This window comes from Streptomyces sp. NPDC059002, from assembly GCF_042740435.1.
Taxonomy (GTDB): domain Bacteria; phylum Actinomycetota; class Actinomycetes; order Streptomycetales; family Streptomycetaceae; genus Streptomyces.
Genome location: NZ_JBHYJI010000005.1, coordinates 143,025 through 154,963, shown reverse-complemented (window position 1 = coordinate 154,963; position 11,939 = coordinate 143,025). Strand labels below are relative to the sequence as shown.

Here is an 11,939-nt window from a genome sequence, read left to right as displayed (position 1 = left end):
GCAGTTCACGCGCGGCCTGCTCGGGCTCCTCGTGCGCCATGAAGGGTGACGGCGCCGGGCACGGCCACGGGCGGGACTTGATCGGGCGCAGGCCCTAGGACCGACGACGCGGTCGACGGCCGACCACGGTCCGTGGTCCCGGCACGGCACCTCCACCAGACTGATCGCATGCACTCCGAACAGATCGACGCCTACCTGCGGCGCATCGGCGCCGGCCGCCCCGCGGCGCCCACCGCGCAGGCCCTGCGCGAGCTGCACCTCGCGCATCTGCGCAGCGTCCCCTTCGAGAATCTCTCCATCCACCTCGGAGAGGAGATCGAGCTCACCGACACAGCCCTGGTGGCGAAGGTCGTCGACGCACGCCGCGGCGGCTTCTGCTACGAACTCAACGGCGCCTTCGGTGCCCTGCTCGACGCGCTCGGCTTCGGTGTCACACGCGTCCAGGCCCGGGTGTACGACGACACGGGGCGGCTCGGCATCCCGTACGACCATCTGGCGCTGCGCGTGCGCACCGAGGACGGCGGTGACTGGCTCGCGGACATCGGCTTCGGCACGCACAGTCACCTGCCGCTCGCCTTCGGGGAACGGGGCGAGCAGAAGGACCCGGGCGGCACGTTCCGGCTCCTGGAGACCCCGGAGGGCGATGTCGAGGTCATCAAGGACGGCAGGCCGCAGTACCTGGTGGAGCCGCGCCCGCGCGAGCTCGCCGACTTCCTCGCCGGTGCCTGGTACCACCGCACATCGCCCGACTCCCACTTCACACGGTCCCTGGTCTGCTCGCTGATCACGGAGAACGGCCGTGTCACCCTCAGCGGGCGCACCCTCACCACCACCGTCGACGGCGAACGGCAAGTCACCGAGCTCGCCACGGAGGAGGCGGCGCTCGCCGCGTACGAGCGGCACTTCGGCATCCGTCTGGAGCGGGAGCCCGCCGTCCGCGGGGCCGGGTGAACCGGCGTCCGTGTGGCGATGAGTTCCGGGCGGTGCGACGGTCCTAACTGAGAGGCGGAGAGGACCGCCGCGCCGACGACAGGAGAGAGCCATGCCCCGGATCACGCCCAACCTCTGGTTCGACACGCAGAGCGAGGACGCCGCCAAGTTCTACGTCTCGGTCTTCCCGAACTCGGAGATCACGAACGTCACGTACTACGGAGAGGGCAGTCCGCGTCCGGCGGGCACCGTCCTGACCGTGGAGTTCAAGCTCGACGGAGCGGAGTTCCTCGCGCTCAACGGCGGCCCCGAGTTCACCTTCGACGAGGCCGTCTCCTTCTCCATCGACTGCGCCGACCAGGACGAGGTCGACCACTACTGGGCCAAGCTCTCCGAGGGCGGCGAGGAGGGCCCCTGCGGGTGGCTGAAGGACAAGTACGGACTGTCCTGGCAGGTCGTGCCCGCCGCGCTGCCCGAGCTTCTCGCCGACCCCGACGCGGAGCGTGCCCAGCGCGTCATGCAGGCGATGTTCGGCATGAAGAAGCTCGACGTGGCGGCGCTCCGCGCGGCGGCCGACGGCACGGCATAGGCCGGGCCCGCGCACGTACGCACCGGCCTTCTGTCACCCGGTGAGGTTGAGCGTGAAGTTCTGGTGGTCGCCCACGTACAGCTCGCGGAAGCCGCGTGGGCTGCCGCCGGAGACGCTGGGCCGCCAGCACCGGTTGAACGCCTGGTCCGGCACCTGTGTGACATGCTGGCCCGCCCAGACGGGGCCGTTGTCCACGGCTTCGGCGACGTAGAACCACAGCGGGCTGTATTCGTTGACGTCGTTGGCGTAGACGAGGGCGCTGCGGCCCGGGTCGATGCCCCACCAGCCCATGATGTGCGGACCGGTGTCGCGCGGGCAGGTGTCGTCGGAGAAGCCGATGGCGACGTACACCCGCGTCCGGTACTTGTTGCTGATCGTCAGGCCCACGCTGTCAACCCTCCGGTGCGGGCTCCGGCACCGTCTGGTCGACGGCCGGACCCGGCTTGTGCCACGCCTCGCCGTGCGAGCCCTCCTGGGCCCGGGCCGGGAGTTCATCGGCGCCGCGGACGAAGGGTTCATCGCCTATCGCTCCGGGCGGATCGGCGACCTGGTCGTTGCCCATCGAGCACCTCCTGCACGGCAGTTGACGGAGGACCGTGGCTTTCGAGCATGGCTCACCGGCCGCTTGCCGGACAGCTCTCCGGAGGGACCGACATTCCTACGTCCCTCACACCTTCCTGGCCACCACCAGGCGCCAGTGGGGGCTGCCGTCGGGGCGCCGCCCGAACTCCTCGAGGGGCTGTGTGCGGACGTCGAAGCCCGCCCCGGTCAGGTCCTCGCGCACGCCGCCCAGCGCGAACGTGCGGTAGTACATGACGAACGGCGGCCGCCACAGCGCGTTGCGGACGCGCATCACCCCGTCGAAGCCGAGCAGCGCCCAGTACCAGGGGGAACGGAAGGGCTGCGGGGCGCCGATCGGGAAGACGAAGAGGCCGCCGGGGCGCAGCGCCCGGTGGACGCCGCCGAACAGGGCGGGCCGCTCGGCGGGCAGGAAGTGACCGAACGCCCCGAAGCTCACGGCCAGGTCGAAGGCCGCGGTGAACGGCAGGGCGCGGGCGTCGGCGCGCACCCAGTCCACCGCGGGGCCGTGCGGCCGCGGCGCCGGGACCGCCCGCGCTGCCGCGGCCAGCATCCCCGCGCTGAAGTCCACGCCTGTGACCCGGTCACGGCACAGCGGAAGCAGCGTCCCGACGCCCGCGCCGGTGCCGCAGCACACGTCGAGCCCCGCGTCGAAGGGCCCCAGCGGGCGCAGCGCGTCGGCCGTCGCCGTCAGGAACCGGCCAGGCGTACGGAACGGCGTGTGGTCGAACTTCGGGGCGAGCAGGTCGTAGCCGTGCTCGGTGGACGAGAGCGCCTGAACGGCCAGCTCACGCAGCGTGGGACCCTGGGAGGTGAACATCGGCTCCAGGGTAGCCAGGGAGGCGGTCGCCGGGGTGCCACGACCGGGTGCTCCCTTGGCCGGTTACCGCCATGAGGTCTATCGGGGGGTGGCACGCGTCGGGTAGAGGTGCACGTCGGCCCCACACCCGACCCCCCGTTCCCGGAGGTGCTCCATGGCCACAGACCGGCACAGGACAAGGACCGCATCGGGCAAGACCCGATTCGACGACATCTACGACCAGCCGGACCCGCGCGGCTACTTCCGGACACTCGCGCCCTACGAGTACGAGATCCCGCAGCACGCCCAGGCGGTCTTCCGCCGCACGCGCGCGCTGCGCTCCCAGGTGCCCGGCGCCGAGGGCGAGGTGACGGTCCTCGATCTGTGCTGCTCGTACGGGATCAACGCGGCGCTGCTCAACCACGACCTCACGCTCGCCGACCTGTACGCGCACTACACCTCCGACGGGACCGCCGAGCTCAGCCGGTCCGAACTCGTCGAGCGCGACAAGGAGTTCTACGCCTCGCGGCGGCGCGCCGACGCCACCCCGGTCATCGGGCTCGACACCGCGGAGAACGCCACCCGCTACGCGCTGGACGTGGGGCTGCTCGACGAGGCGTATGCGGAGAACCTGGAGCGGCACCCGCCCAGCCCCCCGCTCCGGCGCGCGGTCGCCCGCACCGGGCTGATCACCGTCACCGGGGGTATCGGCTACATCTCGCACCGCACCTTCGACGCCCTGCTCGACTGCGCGCGGCTGCCGGTGTGGGTGAGCGCGTTCGTGCTGCGGACCGTGCCCTACCGGCGGATCGCCGCCACCCTCGCCGCCCACGGCCTCGCCACGGTCACGGACAGCGCGCGGACGTATCCGCAGCGGCTTTTCACCAGCCCCGAGGAGCGGCGTGACGCCGTCCGTCAGGTGATCCTGGCCGGGGAGGATCCCACCGGCTTCGAGGCGGACGGCCGCTATCACACGCGGCTGCACGAGTCGCGGCCCCGCTCGGACTGACCGCGCGCGGACCGACCGCGCTCGGACCGACCGCACCGGCGTTCGGGGCGGCCCGGGGCTCGACCGATGGACATCTGCGGGCATATCGTGAAATGAGTGGCCGACTCATACCTCAGGGGGTCGCCATGGTTCAGGAGCTCCTCACCGCAGGCGCCGCGGTCGCCTCGGGCTGCCTCGTCTACGCCGCGGCGGCGGCCCGTGTGATCAAGCAGTACGAGCGGGGCGTCGTCTTCCGGCTCGGCCGGCTCACCGGCGATGTGCGCGGCCCCGGCTTCACGCTGGTGATTCCCTTCGTCGACCGGCTCCGCAAGGTCAACATGCAGATCGTGACGATGCCGGTGCCCGCGCAGGACGGCATCACCCGCGACAACGTCACGGTCCGGGTGGACGCCGTCATCTACTTCAAGGTCGTCGACGCCTCGGACGCGATCGTCCAGGTCGAGGACTACCGCTTCGCGGTCTCCCAGATGGCGCAGACCTCACTGCGCTCCATCATCGGCAAGAGCGACCTCGACGACCTGCTCTCCAACCGCGAAAAGCTCAACCAGGGCCTGGAGTTGATGATCGACTCCCCGGCGATCGGTTGGGGCGTGCAGATCGACCGCGTCGAGATCAAGGACGTCTCCCTGCCCGAGACCATGAAACGCTCCATGGCCCGCCAGGCCGAGGCCGACCGGGAACGCCGCGCCCGCGTCATCAACGCCGACGCCGAACTGCAGGCCTCCAAGAAACTCGCCGAGGCCGCCCACGAGATGTCCGAGGAACCCGCCGCCCTCCAACTCCGCCTCCTGCAGACCGTGGTGGCCGTCGCCGCCGAGAAGAACTCCACCCTCGTCCTGCCCTTCCCCGTCGAACTCCTGCGCTTCCTCGAACGCGCCCAACAGCCCCTGCCGCCCGCCGCGACGTCAGAGCGTCAGCGTGTAGGCGGTCCCCGGGCGGCCGTCGAGCGTGATGGTGCCGCAGGGCACAAAGCCGGTGCGGGCAAGCACCGCCCGTGAGCCCGGATTGTCGAGCGTCGTGGTGGCGCGGAGCCCGGTCAGACCGTACGCCGAAGCGGCGAGGCCGCACGCCTGCCGCACGCCCCGGGTGGCCAGGCCCCGTCCCGCCGCCTTCTCGGCGATCCGGTAGCCGAGTTCGGCGCTGCCCTCGGCCACGTCGACCAGGTTGATCCGCCCGAGGATCTCGCCCGCCTCGCCCACGAGCACATGGAAGTAGCAGAGACCGTCGGCCTGTTCGGCGAGGAGGGCGCGGTGCCGTGCGCCGAAGTCACGGAAGTAGGCGTCGCCCCGGTCGGGGACCGTCGCCGCGAAGTAGGCGCGGTTCGTCTCTTCGAAGGCGAGCAGGGCGGGCGCGTGGTCGGCGCGGAGGAGCTGCAGGTCGGCGGGGGTCGAGGGGGCGCACATGGGGGCACTGTACGCAGGCCCGGGCCACCGCTCGCGCCGAGGGCGGTCAACTCCGCGTCCTGCCACGGAGTTGACCGCCCCCTCAGGCGGCTACGGAGCGTCCAGGACCGTCCCGGTGAACACCGGGCCCTCCTGGGGCTCCCAGTTCTCGTCGTACACGAACAGCTGGGCCTTCAGGGACTCCTCGGGCTCGCGCACGGTGTCCTTCACCGTGGGCACGCTGACGTCGACGCTCTTCTTGCCCGCGGGCACCGTGACGTAGAGGGACTCGCCCTCGCCCAGCTTGGACAGCGCCCGGCCGGGTTCGGGCTCCTGGCCGATCTCGTCGCGCAGCCAGCGCGGGTCCACGTCCAGGGTGGAGAGCTCCGCGCCGTCGCTGACCGGCTGGAAGGCGATCCCGCCCATGATGTCCACGTCGACGGCCTCCGAGAGCGTGATCCGCCACTTCAGCGGCTTGCCCTCGGTGACCCGGCCGGCGACCGGCTTCACCGTGACCTTGGGCATCGGGTCGTCGTTCTTCGCGGTCACGCCACCGTGGTGGGAGCCGATGACCGCGCCGCGCACCGACTTGGCGAACGCGTCGTACATGGCGTCGTAGCCGTAGCGGGTGTCACCGCGCACCTGGACCGGTACGTCGATGTCGTGGCCGCCCGGGCGTACCGTCACGGTGCGGTGGGAGACCTCGTCCGTGCCGGGCTTGGGCACGAAGAGGCGGACCTTGCCGCTGCCCTTGCCGGAGACGCGGACGGGAACGCGGTAGGTCCGCACCCCGGAGTCGCCTTCCTTGACGGTGAGCCTGCCGAAGTCGACACGGGGCAGCTCGGCCGCCTTGACCGCGGGCATGCCGGGGCGCCAGCCCCAGGCGTCCATCAGCCAGGCCTTGCCGGAGCGGCTGCGCGGGGTGAGTTCCAGGGTCTTCACCCGCTTGAGGTCGAGCCCCGACCGGGCCGCGGCCGACAGGGGCACGCGGATCTCACGCCCCCAGTAGGAGGCGGTCTGCGCACTGCCCGGCAGTCCGTCGACGCGGGCCGCGCCGAGCTTGGCCCGGTGTCCCGCGGTGTCGACGAGGGAGACGTCGAGCTTGGTCCCGGTGCTGTTGGGCGGCACGATCACCCGCAGCGCAAGGTCCTTGGCGCCCGCGAGGGAGACGGGGCGTTTCGGGCTCACCCGCACCGGTGCACCGGCCCGCGACCAGCGCATCGCCACCGCGTCACGGCCGGGTTCGGGCGAGACCTCCCAGCTCGCGAAGTGGGGTGACGCGCCTGCCGCGCCCGGCGGCAGGCAGGAGCGGGCCGCGGAGGGATCCACCTGGGCGCAGATCTTTCCGCCCTTGACCGTGGTCGAGGCGTCCGGCAGGAACGCGGCCGTGCGGCGCGCGCCGACGGCGTGGGTCAGCACCCGCGCGGGGTCCGCCGACGGCGCACGCCGGCCGGAGCCGTCCAGGAGGGGGCGCACCCGGTCGTCGCCCGCGACGAACAGCCGAGCCGCCGCGGCTATGTACGTGGCGCCGACGGTCTGCTGCTGAGTGGCGCTCAGCCGGGTCTTGGCGCCCTTCGAGCACACCGGGTCGGTGGTGTCGTCGGACGGGAAGTCGTCGTCGGAGGGCGCCTGCGACTGACCCGGAGTCCACTCGCTGTTGAAGAAGTTGTGGTTGGCGCCGACCACGTACGCCGCGCTGTGCAGGGCGGTGCCGCGGCTGATGCCGCGCGTCCCGTCGACGTAGATCTCGCCCTGCAGGTCGGAGACGTCTCCGTCGCAGCCCGGCAGGATCGTCGTGGAAGGCACGTCGGGGACCGGGTTCTGGCCGAAGATCGTGGGGCCTATCAGGACGTTGCCGCGGATCTTCCAGCGCACCGGGCCGCGGTAGCCGTCCTGGTCGGCGGGCGGCCGGTAAAGGCTGTCCAGGGCGGCCCTGTTGACGCCTTCGCCGCCCCGGGAGTGGCCGACGAGGAGCACGCGGTCCAGATCGGCGGGGGCGACGGCGCGCACCGCGGCCGGGGCGCCCGACCGGTTCTTGGCCCAGTCCGCCCAGCGGGCGAGGTGCTGCCGCACCAGCGACGAGCGGGCCTGCGCGCCGCCGTCCTCGGCGAGGTGGTCCTGTCCGTTGATGCCGTTGGCGGCGACGGACACCGTGACGTACCCCTGGGAGGCGAGGAGTTTCTGGGCGCGGAGGTAGCCCTGATGGCTCGGCACCGGCTTCGTGCCCGCCTTGCAGGGCCAGCTTCCGCCGTCCTCGTCGCCCGCTCCGTAGCAGGTGTAGTGGCGGCCGTGCAGGAAGAGGGCCAGCGGCCGCTTGCCCGGCGCGTCGGTGGGGCCGACCACGTTGGCCTGCATCTCCACCGGCTCCGGGAAGCCGGGCAGCCGGACCGACTTCAGCGTGTACTCGCCGGTGACGGTGCGGTAGCGGCCGGGCTTTCCGGGGTCGACCGCGTTCGCGGGCAGGGGGTTCGCGGGCGTGGCGGGGCGCCGGGTGTCCGGCTTCCCTGCCGACCCCGCCTCGTCCAGGCGGCGCCCGCCGGCCAGCACCCGGAGCTTCTTCGCCGGGCCGACGGCCGTGCCGTTGAGCGGGAGCCGGAACGATCGCCGGTCCTGCGCGGCCAGGGGCCTGCCGATGAGCTTGTCGCCGGAGTAGAACTCGACCCTGGCGTCGCCCATCGGGACCGGCTCGGGCGAGTCCCAGACCAGTTCCTTCCCGTCGCCCTCACCGGCGAGGCGCCAGCCGTCCGGAAGGTCGTCGTCCGCGTCACCGGCGGATGCGGGTGGCGCGGGCGGCGGCGGGTCGGCGAAGGGCAGTGCCTGCGCCGCCCCGGGTGACACCGCGGCGAGCGTGAGCACCGCGAGTGCTGTGGTCACCACTCGTGAGACACGTCTCAAAGGGGTCCTCCTCGTCATCACTCTCCTCAGGACACGCAACCGAACTCACGTGCCCCACTTGCCCCTTCGAGGACGGAAATCGACGACGTCGCGTTGCCTCCCGATCGCGCTTCGGCGGGAACCCACCGCCGGGGGCACCGTGCCGACCTGCCAGGATGCGGTCATGCACCTCTACGAAGAGCGGCTCAGCGTGCCCCGCTCCTGGTGGGCTCTGGTCGTCGTCGGCGGAGTCGGTCTCGGGCTCGGGGCGTTCCCCTTCGGCGTGTTCGCCGCACTGACGGCCGCCGCGGTCGCCATCGCGGTGTCCGCCGCGGTCGTGTACGCGCACGGCCGCGTGCGCATCCTCGTGACCCCGGGCTCTCTCGTCGTCGGCGAGCGGACGATCCCGATCGAGGCGCTCGGCGCGACGGAGATCCTCGACGAGCGTGAGGCCTTCGAATGGCGCACGGTCAGGGCGAATCCGTACGCGCTGCTGCTCCTGCGTTCGTACGTCCCCACCGCGCTGCGCATCGAGTTGCGGAACGCGTACGGCGGCGCTCCGTACGTCTATCTCTCGACGCGCAGGCCGATGAACCTGGCGACCGTGCTGGCGTTCACCCGGAGTTGAGCGGCCGCACGGCCTGCGCGCCCTGGTCAGCAGCGGACGGTCGGCCTCAGCGGCCTCGTCGGCAGCGCACGGTCGGCCTCAGCGCTCGGGGTGCGCGGCCGCCTGCCGCAGTGCCCGGCGGCAGGCCAGGATCGCGGGATGGCCGCTGCGGCCCGCGCGGACGGCGGTGAACAGGCGGCGGGTGCGCTGCCCCGTGGGCAACTGGCCGAGCTCCACGGTCGGTTCGCGGTCGCTCCACACCAGGTCGGGGAGCAGTGCCACCGCATGCCCCTGTTCGACGAGCCGCAGATGGAGCAGCAGGTCGGTGGACTCGAAGCGTACGTCGGGCTCGAAACCGGCAGCGCGGCACAGCGTCGTCGCCCAGCGCCGGGCCGCGCTGCCGTCCGGCTCCATGACCCAGGGCCGGTCGGCGTGCGCACGCAGCTCGGCCCGCGGGTCGCTCCCCCGGCGGGTGTCCCGGTCGTCGGCGGCGGGCACCGCCAGACGCAGCGGGTCGTCGCAGAGGTCCTCCTGATGGAGTTCGGCGGGGCGCGGGCTCGGATCGCCCGGGTACTCCTCGGCGATCACCAGATCGAAGTCGCGGGCGAGCAACGCGGGCAGCGCGGCCTCCGGTTCGGCCTGGGTGACGTGGAGGCGCAGCGCGGGGTGCGCGGCGCGCAGCAGGTTCAGTGCGGCAGGGACCAGGGCCAGCGCCGCGGTCTGGAACGAGGCGACGCGCAGCGTTCCCGACAGGCCGGAGAGGGAGGTGGCGATGTCCGCCTCCGCGCGCTCCAGCCGTTCGAGCACCGCCTCCGTGTGCGTCACGAGGATCTCGGCCTGCGGGGTGAGCCGCACCCGCCGCCCCACCGGTTCCAGAAGGGGCACGCCCACCTCGGTCTCCAGCTGGGAGAGCTGCTGGGAGACGGAAGAGGGGCTGTACGACAGGGCGGTGGCGACCGCAGCGAGCGTGCCCCGGTGCTTCAGCTCGCGCAGGAGACGCAGCCGGTGCAGGTCGAACATCCGCGTCCTTCTCCAGGTGCTTCTCGGTACGTGTCTCGGCGAATCATCGGTTTCGCTGATCATTATTGGTCGGAAACATGCGCTGGACCAAAGGGAGGGGGTCGCCGCAGGCTGATCCCGTGATGGATCAAGAGACTCACTCCGCGACCGGTTCCGCCTCCCTCCTCCCCTGGTACGCGCGCCCCGCCGCGCGCTCCTGGACCTGCGCCCCGACGCCGTCCGACGCACGGGACTTCCACGCCTCGCTGCCCGGCTACGCCCCCACTCCCCTGCACGATCTGCCCGCCCTCGCCGAGGAGTTGGAGGTCGGGCGGGTCTTCGTCAAGGACGAGTCGGCGCGGCTCGGGCTGCCCGCCTTCAAGGCGCTCGGCGCGTCCTGGGCGATCCACCGGGTCCTCGCGAAGCGCTCGGGCGGAGGTGCGGCGGACGGCGCGGGCGGGCCGCTGCGCCTGGTCGCCGCCACCGACGGCAATCACGGCCGTGCCGTGGCACGGATGGCGCGGCAACTCGGGCAGAACGCGCACGTGTTCGTCCCCGAAGGCGTGCATCCGGTGGCCGTCGCCGCCATCCGGGACGAGGGCGCCGAAGTGACGGAGGTGCCGGGGCCGTACGACGTCGCGGTGCGCCGGGCGGCGGACGCGGCCGACGCACCGGACGCGGTGCTCATCCAGGACACCGCGTGGGACGGCTACGAGGAGATTCCCGCACTGATCGTCGAGGGATACTCCACGCTTTTCGCGGAGATCGATGCCCAACTGGGCGAAGTCGGCGTGAATTCGCCCAACCTCGTCGCCGTGCCGGTGGGCGTCGGGTCGCTCGCACAGGCCGCCGTCACGCACTATCGCGGGCGGGCGGCGGGCGCTTCGGCAGGCACTACGGAGGGTGCCTCGGCGGGCGCTTCCGCAGGTGGGGCGGCTCCCGCGCTGCTTTCCGTGGAGCCCGACGCGGCCGCCTGCGTGCTGGCCAGCCTGCGCGCCGGGCGTCTGACCAGCGTGCCGACCGGCGTCACGACCATGGCCGGGCTGAACTGCGGCACTCCGTCGGCGCTCGCCTGGCCCGCGCTGCGCGAGGGGTTCGACGCGGCCGTCGCCGTCACCGACCCCCAAAGCGCCCTGGCCCTGGGCGACTTGACGGGTCTCGGCGTCCCGTCGGGGCCGTGCGGCGCGGCTCCGCTCGCCGGTGTGCGGGCGGCCCTGTCGGGTGCGGGCGCCGCCGAGCGCCGTGCCGCACTCGGGGTCGACGCGTCGTCGACCGTCGTGCTGCTGAGCACCGAGGGCGCCGCGGCCAACCCGCAGCTCCAGGAACACCGGGCGCACCAGGCACATCGGACCCAGGGCAGCGTACACCGATGACCAGCGATCATTTCCGGTCGATGCAGGTGGTCGAAGAAAGAACCAATTCCCCGTTCGCGCAGGTCAGAACTTAGTTAGGGCTTATACCAATGCCGCGCGTCCACATGCTGGACACATCGCGCGCGGCCGCGCCACCGCCCCTGAGCTGCCCGAACGAGCGTACGGCCACCGCTTACCGAACGCGCACATCCGGAAATCGACCATCCATATGGCGCTCACTCTCCGCACCGGCGAGACTCCTCACCGCAGTCACCACCCGCATCCATCGAAGGAGAGTCCACCATGCGTCGCACCCTCAAGGCAGCGGGCGCAGCCGCCGCCGCGGCGGTCTGCGTCCTCAGCACGACTGCAGGCATCGCACAGGCCGAGGCCCCGAAGCCGACGAGCCTCTACGCGCCCTCCGCCCTCGTTCTCACGGTCGGCCACGGCGAAGACACCGCCACGGCCACCGTGGAGCGCGCGGTGACGCTCACCTGTGCGCCCCGGCCCGCCGGCAGCCACCCGGCCGCGGCCGCCGCCTGCGCCGAACTGGCCATGGTGGACGGACAGTTCGGTGAACTGGTCGGTGCCGAGCCGAGCGTGGCGTGTACGAAGGAGTGGCGGCCCGTCGTAGTGACGGCCGGGGGCGTCTGGGGCGGCAGACACGTCCAGTGGTCCGCCACGTTCTCCAACGCCTGCATGATGAAGGCCGGTCTCGGGGAGGGTGCGGCACTCACCTTCTGACGAGACCTCACCCTGGACCACACTCAGGGGAGTCCCGGCACCTTTCGTGGGGGAAGGCGGTCGGGACGCGGGGCG

General features: G+C 72.2%; 13 protein-coding genes. 7 read left to right on the top strand and 6 right to left on the bottom strand.

Going from position 1 to position 11,939, the window contains the following annotated elements; all coding sequences use genetic code 11:
- Nucleotides 1-168 precede the first annotated feature (168 nt).
- Together ACFWZ2_RS07380 and ACFWZ2_RS07375 are read left to right on the top strand one after the other, a co-directional pair.
- The gene (locus ACFWZ2_RS07380) at nucleotides 169-951 is read left to right on the top strand and encodes an arylamine N-acetyltransferase (RefSeq protein WP_384543178.1); all 783 of its coding nucleotides are present in this window, start codon (nucleotides 169-171) and stop codon (nucleotides 949-951) included.
- A 91-nt stretch (nucleotides 952-1,042) separates the two neighbouring features.
- Nucleotides 1,043-1,519 (top strand): VOC family protein, encoded by a 477-nt coding sequence (locus ACFWZ2_RS07375; RefSeq protein WP_384543175.1) that lies wholly within the window; start codon nucleotides 1,043-1,045, stop codon nucleotides 1,517-1,519.
- A gap of 33 nt (nucleotides 1,520-1,552) precedes the next feature.
- On the opposite strand, the gene ACFWZ2_RS07370 is transcribed toward ACFWZ2_RS07375, so the two are convergent.
- From ACFWZ2_RS07370 to ACFWZ2_RS07360, 3 genes are all read right to left on the bottom strand, one after another.
- The gene (locus ACFWZ2_RS07370) at nucleotides 1,553-1,906 is read right to left on the bottom strand and encodes a DUF1036 domain-containing protein (protein WP_384543172.1); all 354 of its coding nucleotides are present in this window, start codon (nucleotides 1,904-1,906) and stop codon (nucleotides 1,553-1,555) included.
- A 4-nt stretch (nucleotides 1,907-1,910) separates the two neighbouring features.
- Complete coding sequence (locus ACFWZ2_RS07365) at nucleotides 1,911-2,081, bottom strand: hypothetical protein (protein WP_384543170.1); 171 nt, start codon at nucleotides 2,079-2,081, stop codon at nucleotides 1,911-1,913.
- Nucleotides 2,082-2,186: 105 nt separating this feature from the next.
- The gene (locus tag ACFWZ2_RS07360; RefSeq protein WP_384543168.1) at nucleotides 2,187-2,918 is read right to left on the bottom strand and encodes a class I SAM-dependent methyltransferase; all 732 of its coding nucleotides are present in this window, start codon (nucleotides 2,916-2,918) and stop codon (nucleotides 2,187-2,189) included.
- A 154-nt stretch (nucleotides 2,919-3,072) separates the two neighbouring features.
- Between ACFWZ2_RS07360 and ACFWZ2_RS07355 the strand changes: the two genes are divergently transcribed.
- Together ACFWZ2_RS07355 and ACFWZ2_RS07350 are read left to right on the top strand one after the other, a co-directional pair.
- Nucleotides 3,073-3,906: a hypothetical protein gene (locus ACFWZ2_RS07355; protein WP_384543165.1), complete on the top strand. Its 834-nt coding sequence runs from the start codon at nucleotides 3,073-3,075 to the stop codon at nucleotides 3,904-3,906.
- 125 nt (nucleotides 3,907-4,031) lie between these two features.
- A complete protein-coding gene (locus ACFWZ2_RS07350; RefSeq protein WP_384543162.1) occupies nucleotides 4,032-4,904 on the top strand; it encodes a slipin family protein in 873 nt (290 codons plus the stop codon).
- Here the strand turns inward: ACFWZ2_RS07350 and ACFWZ2_RS07345 are convergent.
- Both ACFWZ2_RS07345 and ACFWZ2_RS07340 read right to left on the bottom strand, forming a co-directional pair.
- A complete protein-coding gene (locus ACFWZ2_RS07345) occupies nucleotides 4,812-5,309 on the bottom strand; it encodes a GNAT family N-acetyltransferase (RefSeq protein WP_384543160.1) in 498 nt (165 codons plus the stop codon). The genes ACFWZ2_RS07350 and ACFWZ2_RS07345 overlap by 93 nt on opposite strands.
- Nucleotides 5,310-5,399: 90 nt before the next feature.
- The gene (locus tag ACFWZ2_RS07340; RefSeq protein ID WP_384543158.1) at nucleotides 5,400-8,201 is read right to left on the bottom strand and encodes an alpha/beta hydrolase family protein; all 2,802 of its coding nucleotides are present in this window, start codon (nucleotides 8,199-8,201) and stop codon (nucleotides 5,400-5,402) included.
- A 145-nt stretch (nucleotides 8,202-8,346) separates the two neighbouring features.
- Between ACFWZ2_RS07340 and ACFWZ2_RS07335 the strand changes: the two genes are divergently transcribed.
- Entirely contained in the window at nucleotides 8,347-8,790 is a 444-nt protein-coding gene (locus ACFWZ2_RS07335; RefSeq protein WP_384543155.1) for a DUF3093 family protein, read from the top strand.
- 78 nt (nucleotides 8,791-8,868) lie between these two features.
- Here ACFWZ2_RS07335 and ACFWZ2_RS07330 read toward each other — a convergent pair whose 3' ends face one another.
- Entirely contained in the window at nucleotides 8,869-9,789 is a 921-nt protein-coding gene (locus tag ACFWZ2_RS07330; RefSeq protein ID WP_384543153.1) for a LysR family transcriptional regulator, read from the bottom strand.
- A 122-nt stretch (nucleotides 9,790-9,911) separates the two neighbouring features.
- On the opposite strand from ACFWZ2_RS07330, the gene ACFWZ2_RS07325 reads away from it, so the two are divergent.
- Both ACFWZ2_RS07325 and ACFWZ2_RS07320 read left to right on the top strand, forming a co-directional pair.
- On the top strand, nucleotides 9,912-11,141 hold the full coding sequence (locus tag ACFWZ2_RS07325) for a diaminopropionate ammonia-lyase (RefSeq protein ID WP_384543150.1): 1,230 nt from the start codon (nucleotides 9,912-9,914) through the stop codon (nucleotides 11,139-11,141).
- A 282-nt stretch (nucleotides 11,142-11,423) separates the two neighbouring features.
- Nucleotides 11,424-11,864, top strand: a complete 441-nt coding sequence (locus ACFWZ2_RS07320; RefSeq protein WP_384543147.1) for an SSI family serine proteinase inhibitor — start codon at nucleotides 11,424-11,426, stop codon at nucleotides 11,862-11,864.
- Nucleotides 11,865-11,939: the final 75 nt, after the last annotated feature.

Coding starts and splice junctions, on each gene's coding strand:
- ACFWZ2_RS07380 (WP_384543178.1), top strand. CDS start 169: ATGCACTCCGAACAGATCGACGCCTACCTGCGGCGCATCGGCGCCGGC.
- ACFWZ2_RS07375 (WP_384543175.1), top strand. CDS start 1,043: ATGCCCCGGATCACGCCCAACCTCTGGTTCGACACGCAGAGCGAGGAC.
- ACFWZ2_RS07365 (WP_384543170.1), bottom strand. CDS start 2,081: ATGGGCAACGACCAGGTCGCCGATCCGCCCGGAGCGATAGGCGATGAA.
- ACFWZ2_RS07360 (WP_384543168.1), bottom strand. CDS start 2,918: ATGTTCACCTCCCAGGGTCCCACGCTGCGTGAGCTGGCCGTTCAGGCG.
- ACFWZ2_RS07355 (WP_384543165.1), top strand. CDS start 3,073: ATGGCCACAGACCGGCACAGGACAAGGACCGCATCGGGCAAGACCCGA.
- ACFWZ2_RS07350 (WP_384543162.1), top strand. CDS start 4,032: ATGGTTCAGGAGCTCCTCACCGCAGGCGCCGCGGTCGCCTCGGGCTGC.
- ACFWZ2_RS07345 (WP_384543160.1), bottom strand. CDS start 5,309: ATGTGCGCCCCCTCGACCCCCGCCGACCTGCAGCTCCTCCGCGCCGAC.
- ACFWZ2_RS07340 (WP_384543158.1), bottom strand. CDS start 8,201: ATGACGAGGAGGACCCCTTTGAGACGTGTCTCACGAGTGGTGACCACA.
- ACFWZ2_RS07335 (WP_384543155.1), top strand. CDS start 8,347: ATGCACCTCTACGAAGAGCGGCTCAGCGTGCCCCGCTCCTGGTGGGCT.
- ACFWZ2_RS07330 (WP_384543153.1), bottom strand. CDS start 9,789: ATGTTCGACCTGCACCGGCTGCGTCTCCTGCGCGAGCTGAAGCACCGG.
- ACFWZ2_RS07325 (WP_384543150.1), top strand. CDS start 9,912: ATGGATCAAGAGACTCACTCCGCGACCGGTTCCGCCTCCCTCCTCCCC.
- ACFWZ2_RS07320 (WP_384543147.1), top strand. CDS start 11,424: ATGCGTCGCACCCTCAAGGCAGCGGGCGCAGCCGCCGCCGCGGCGGTC.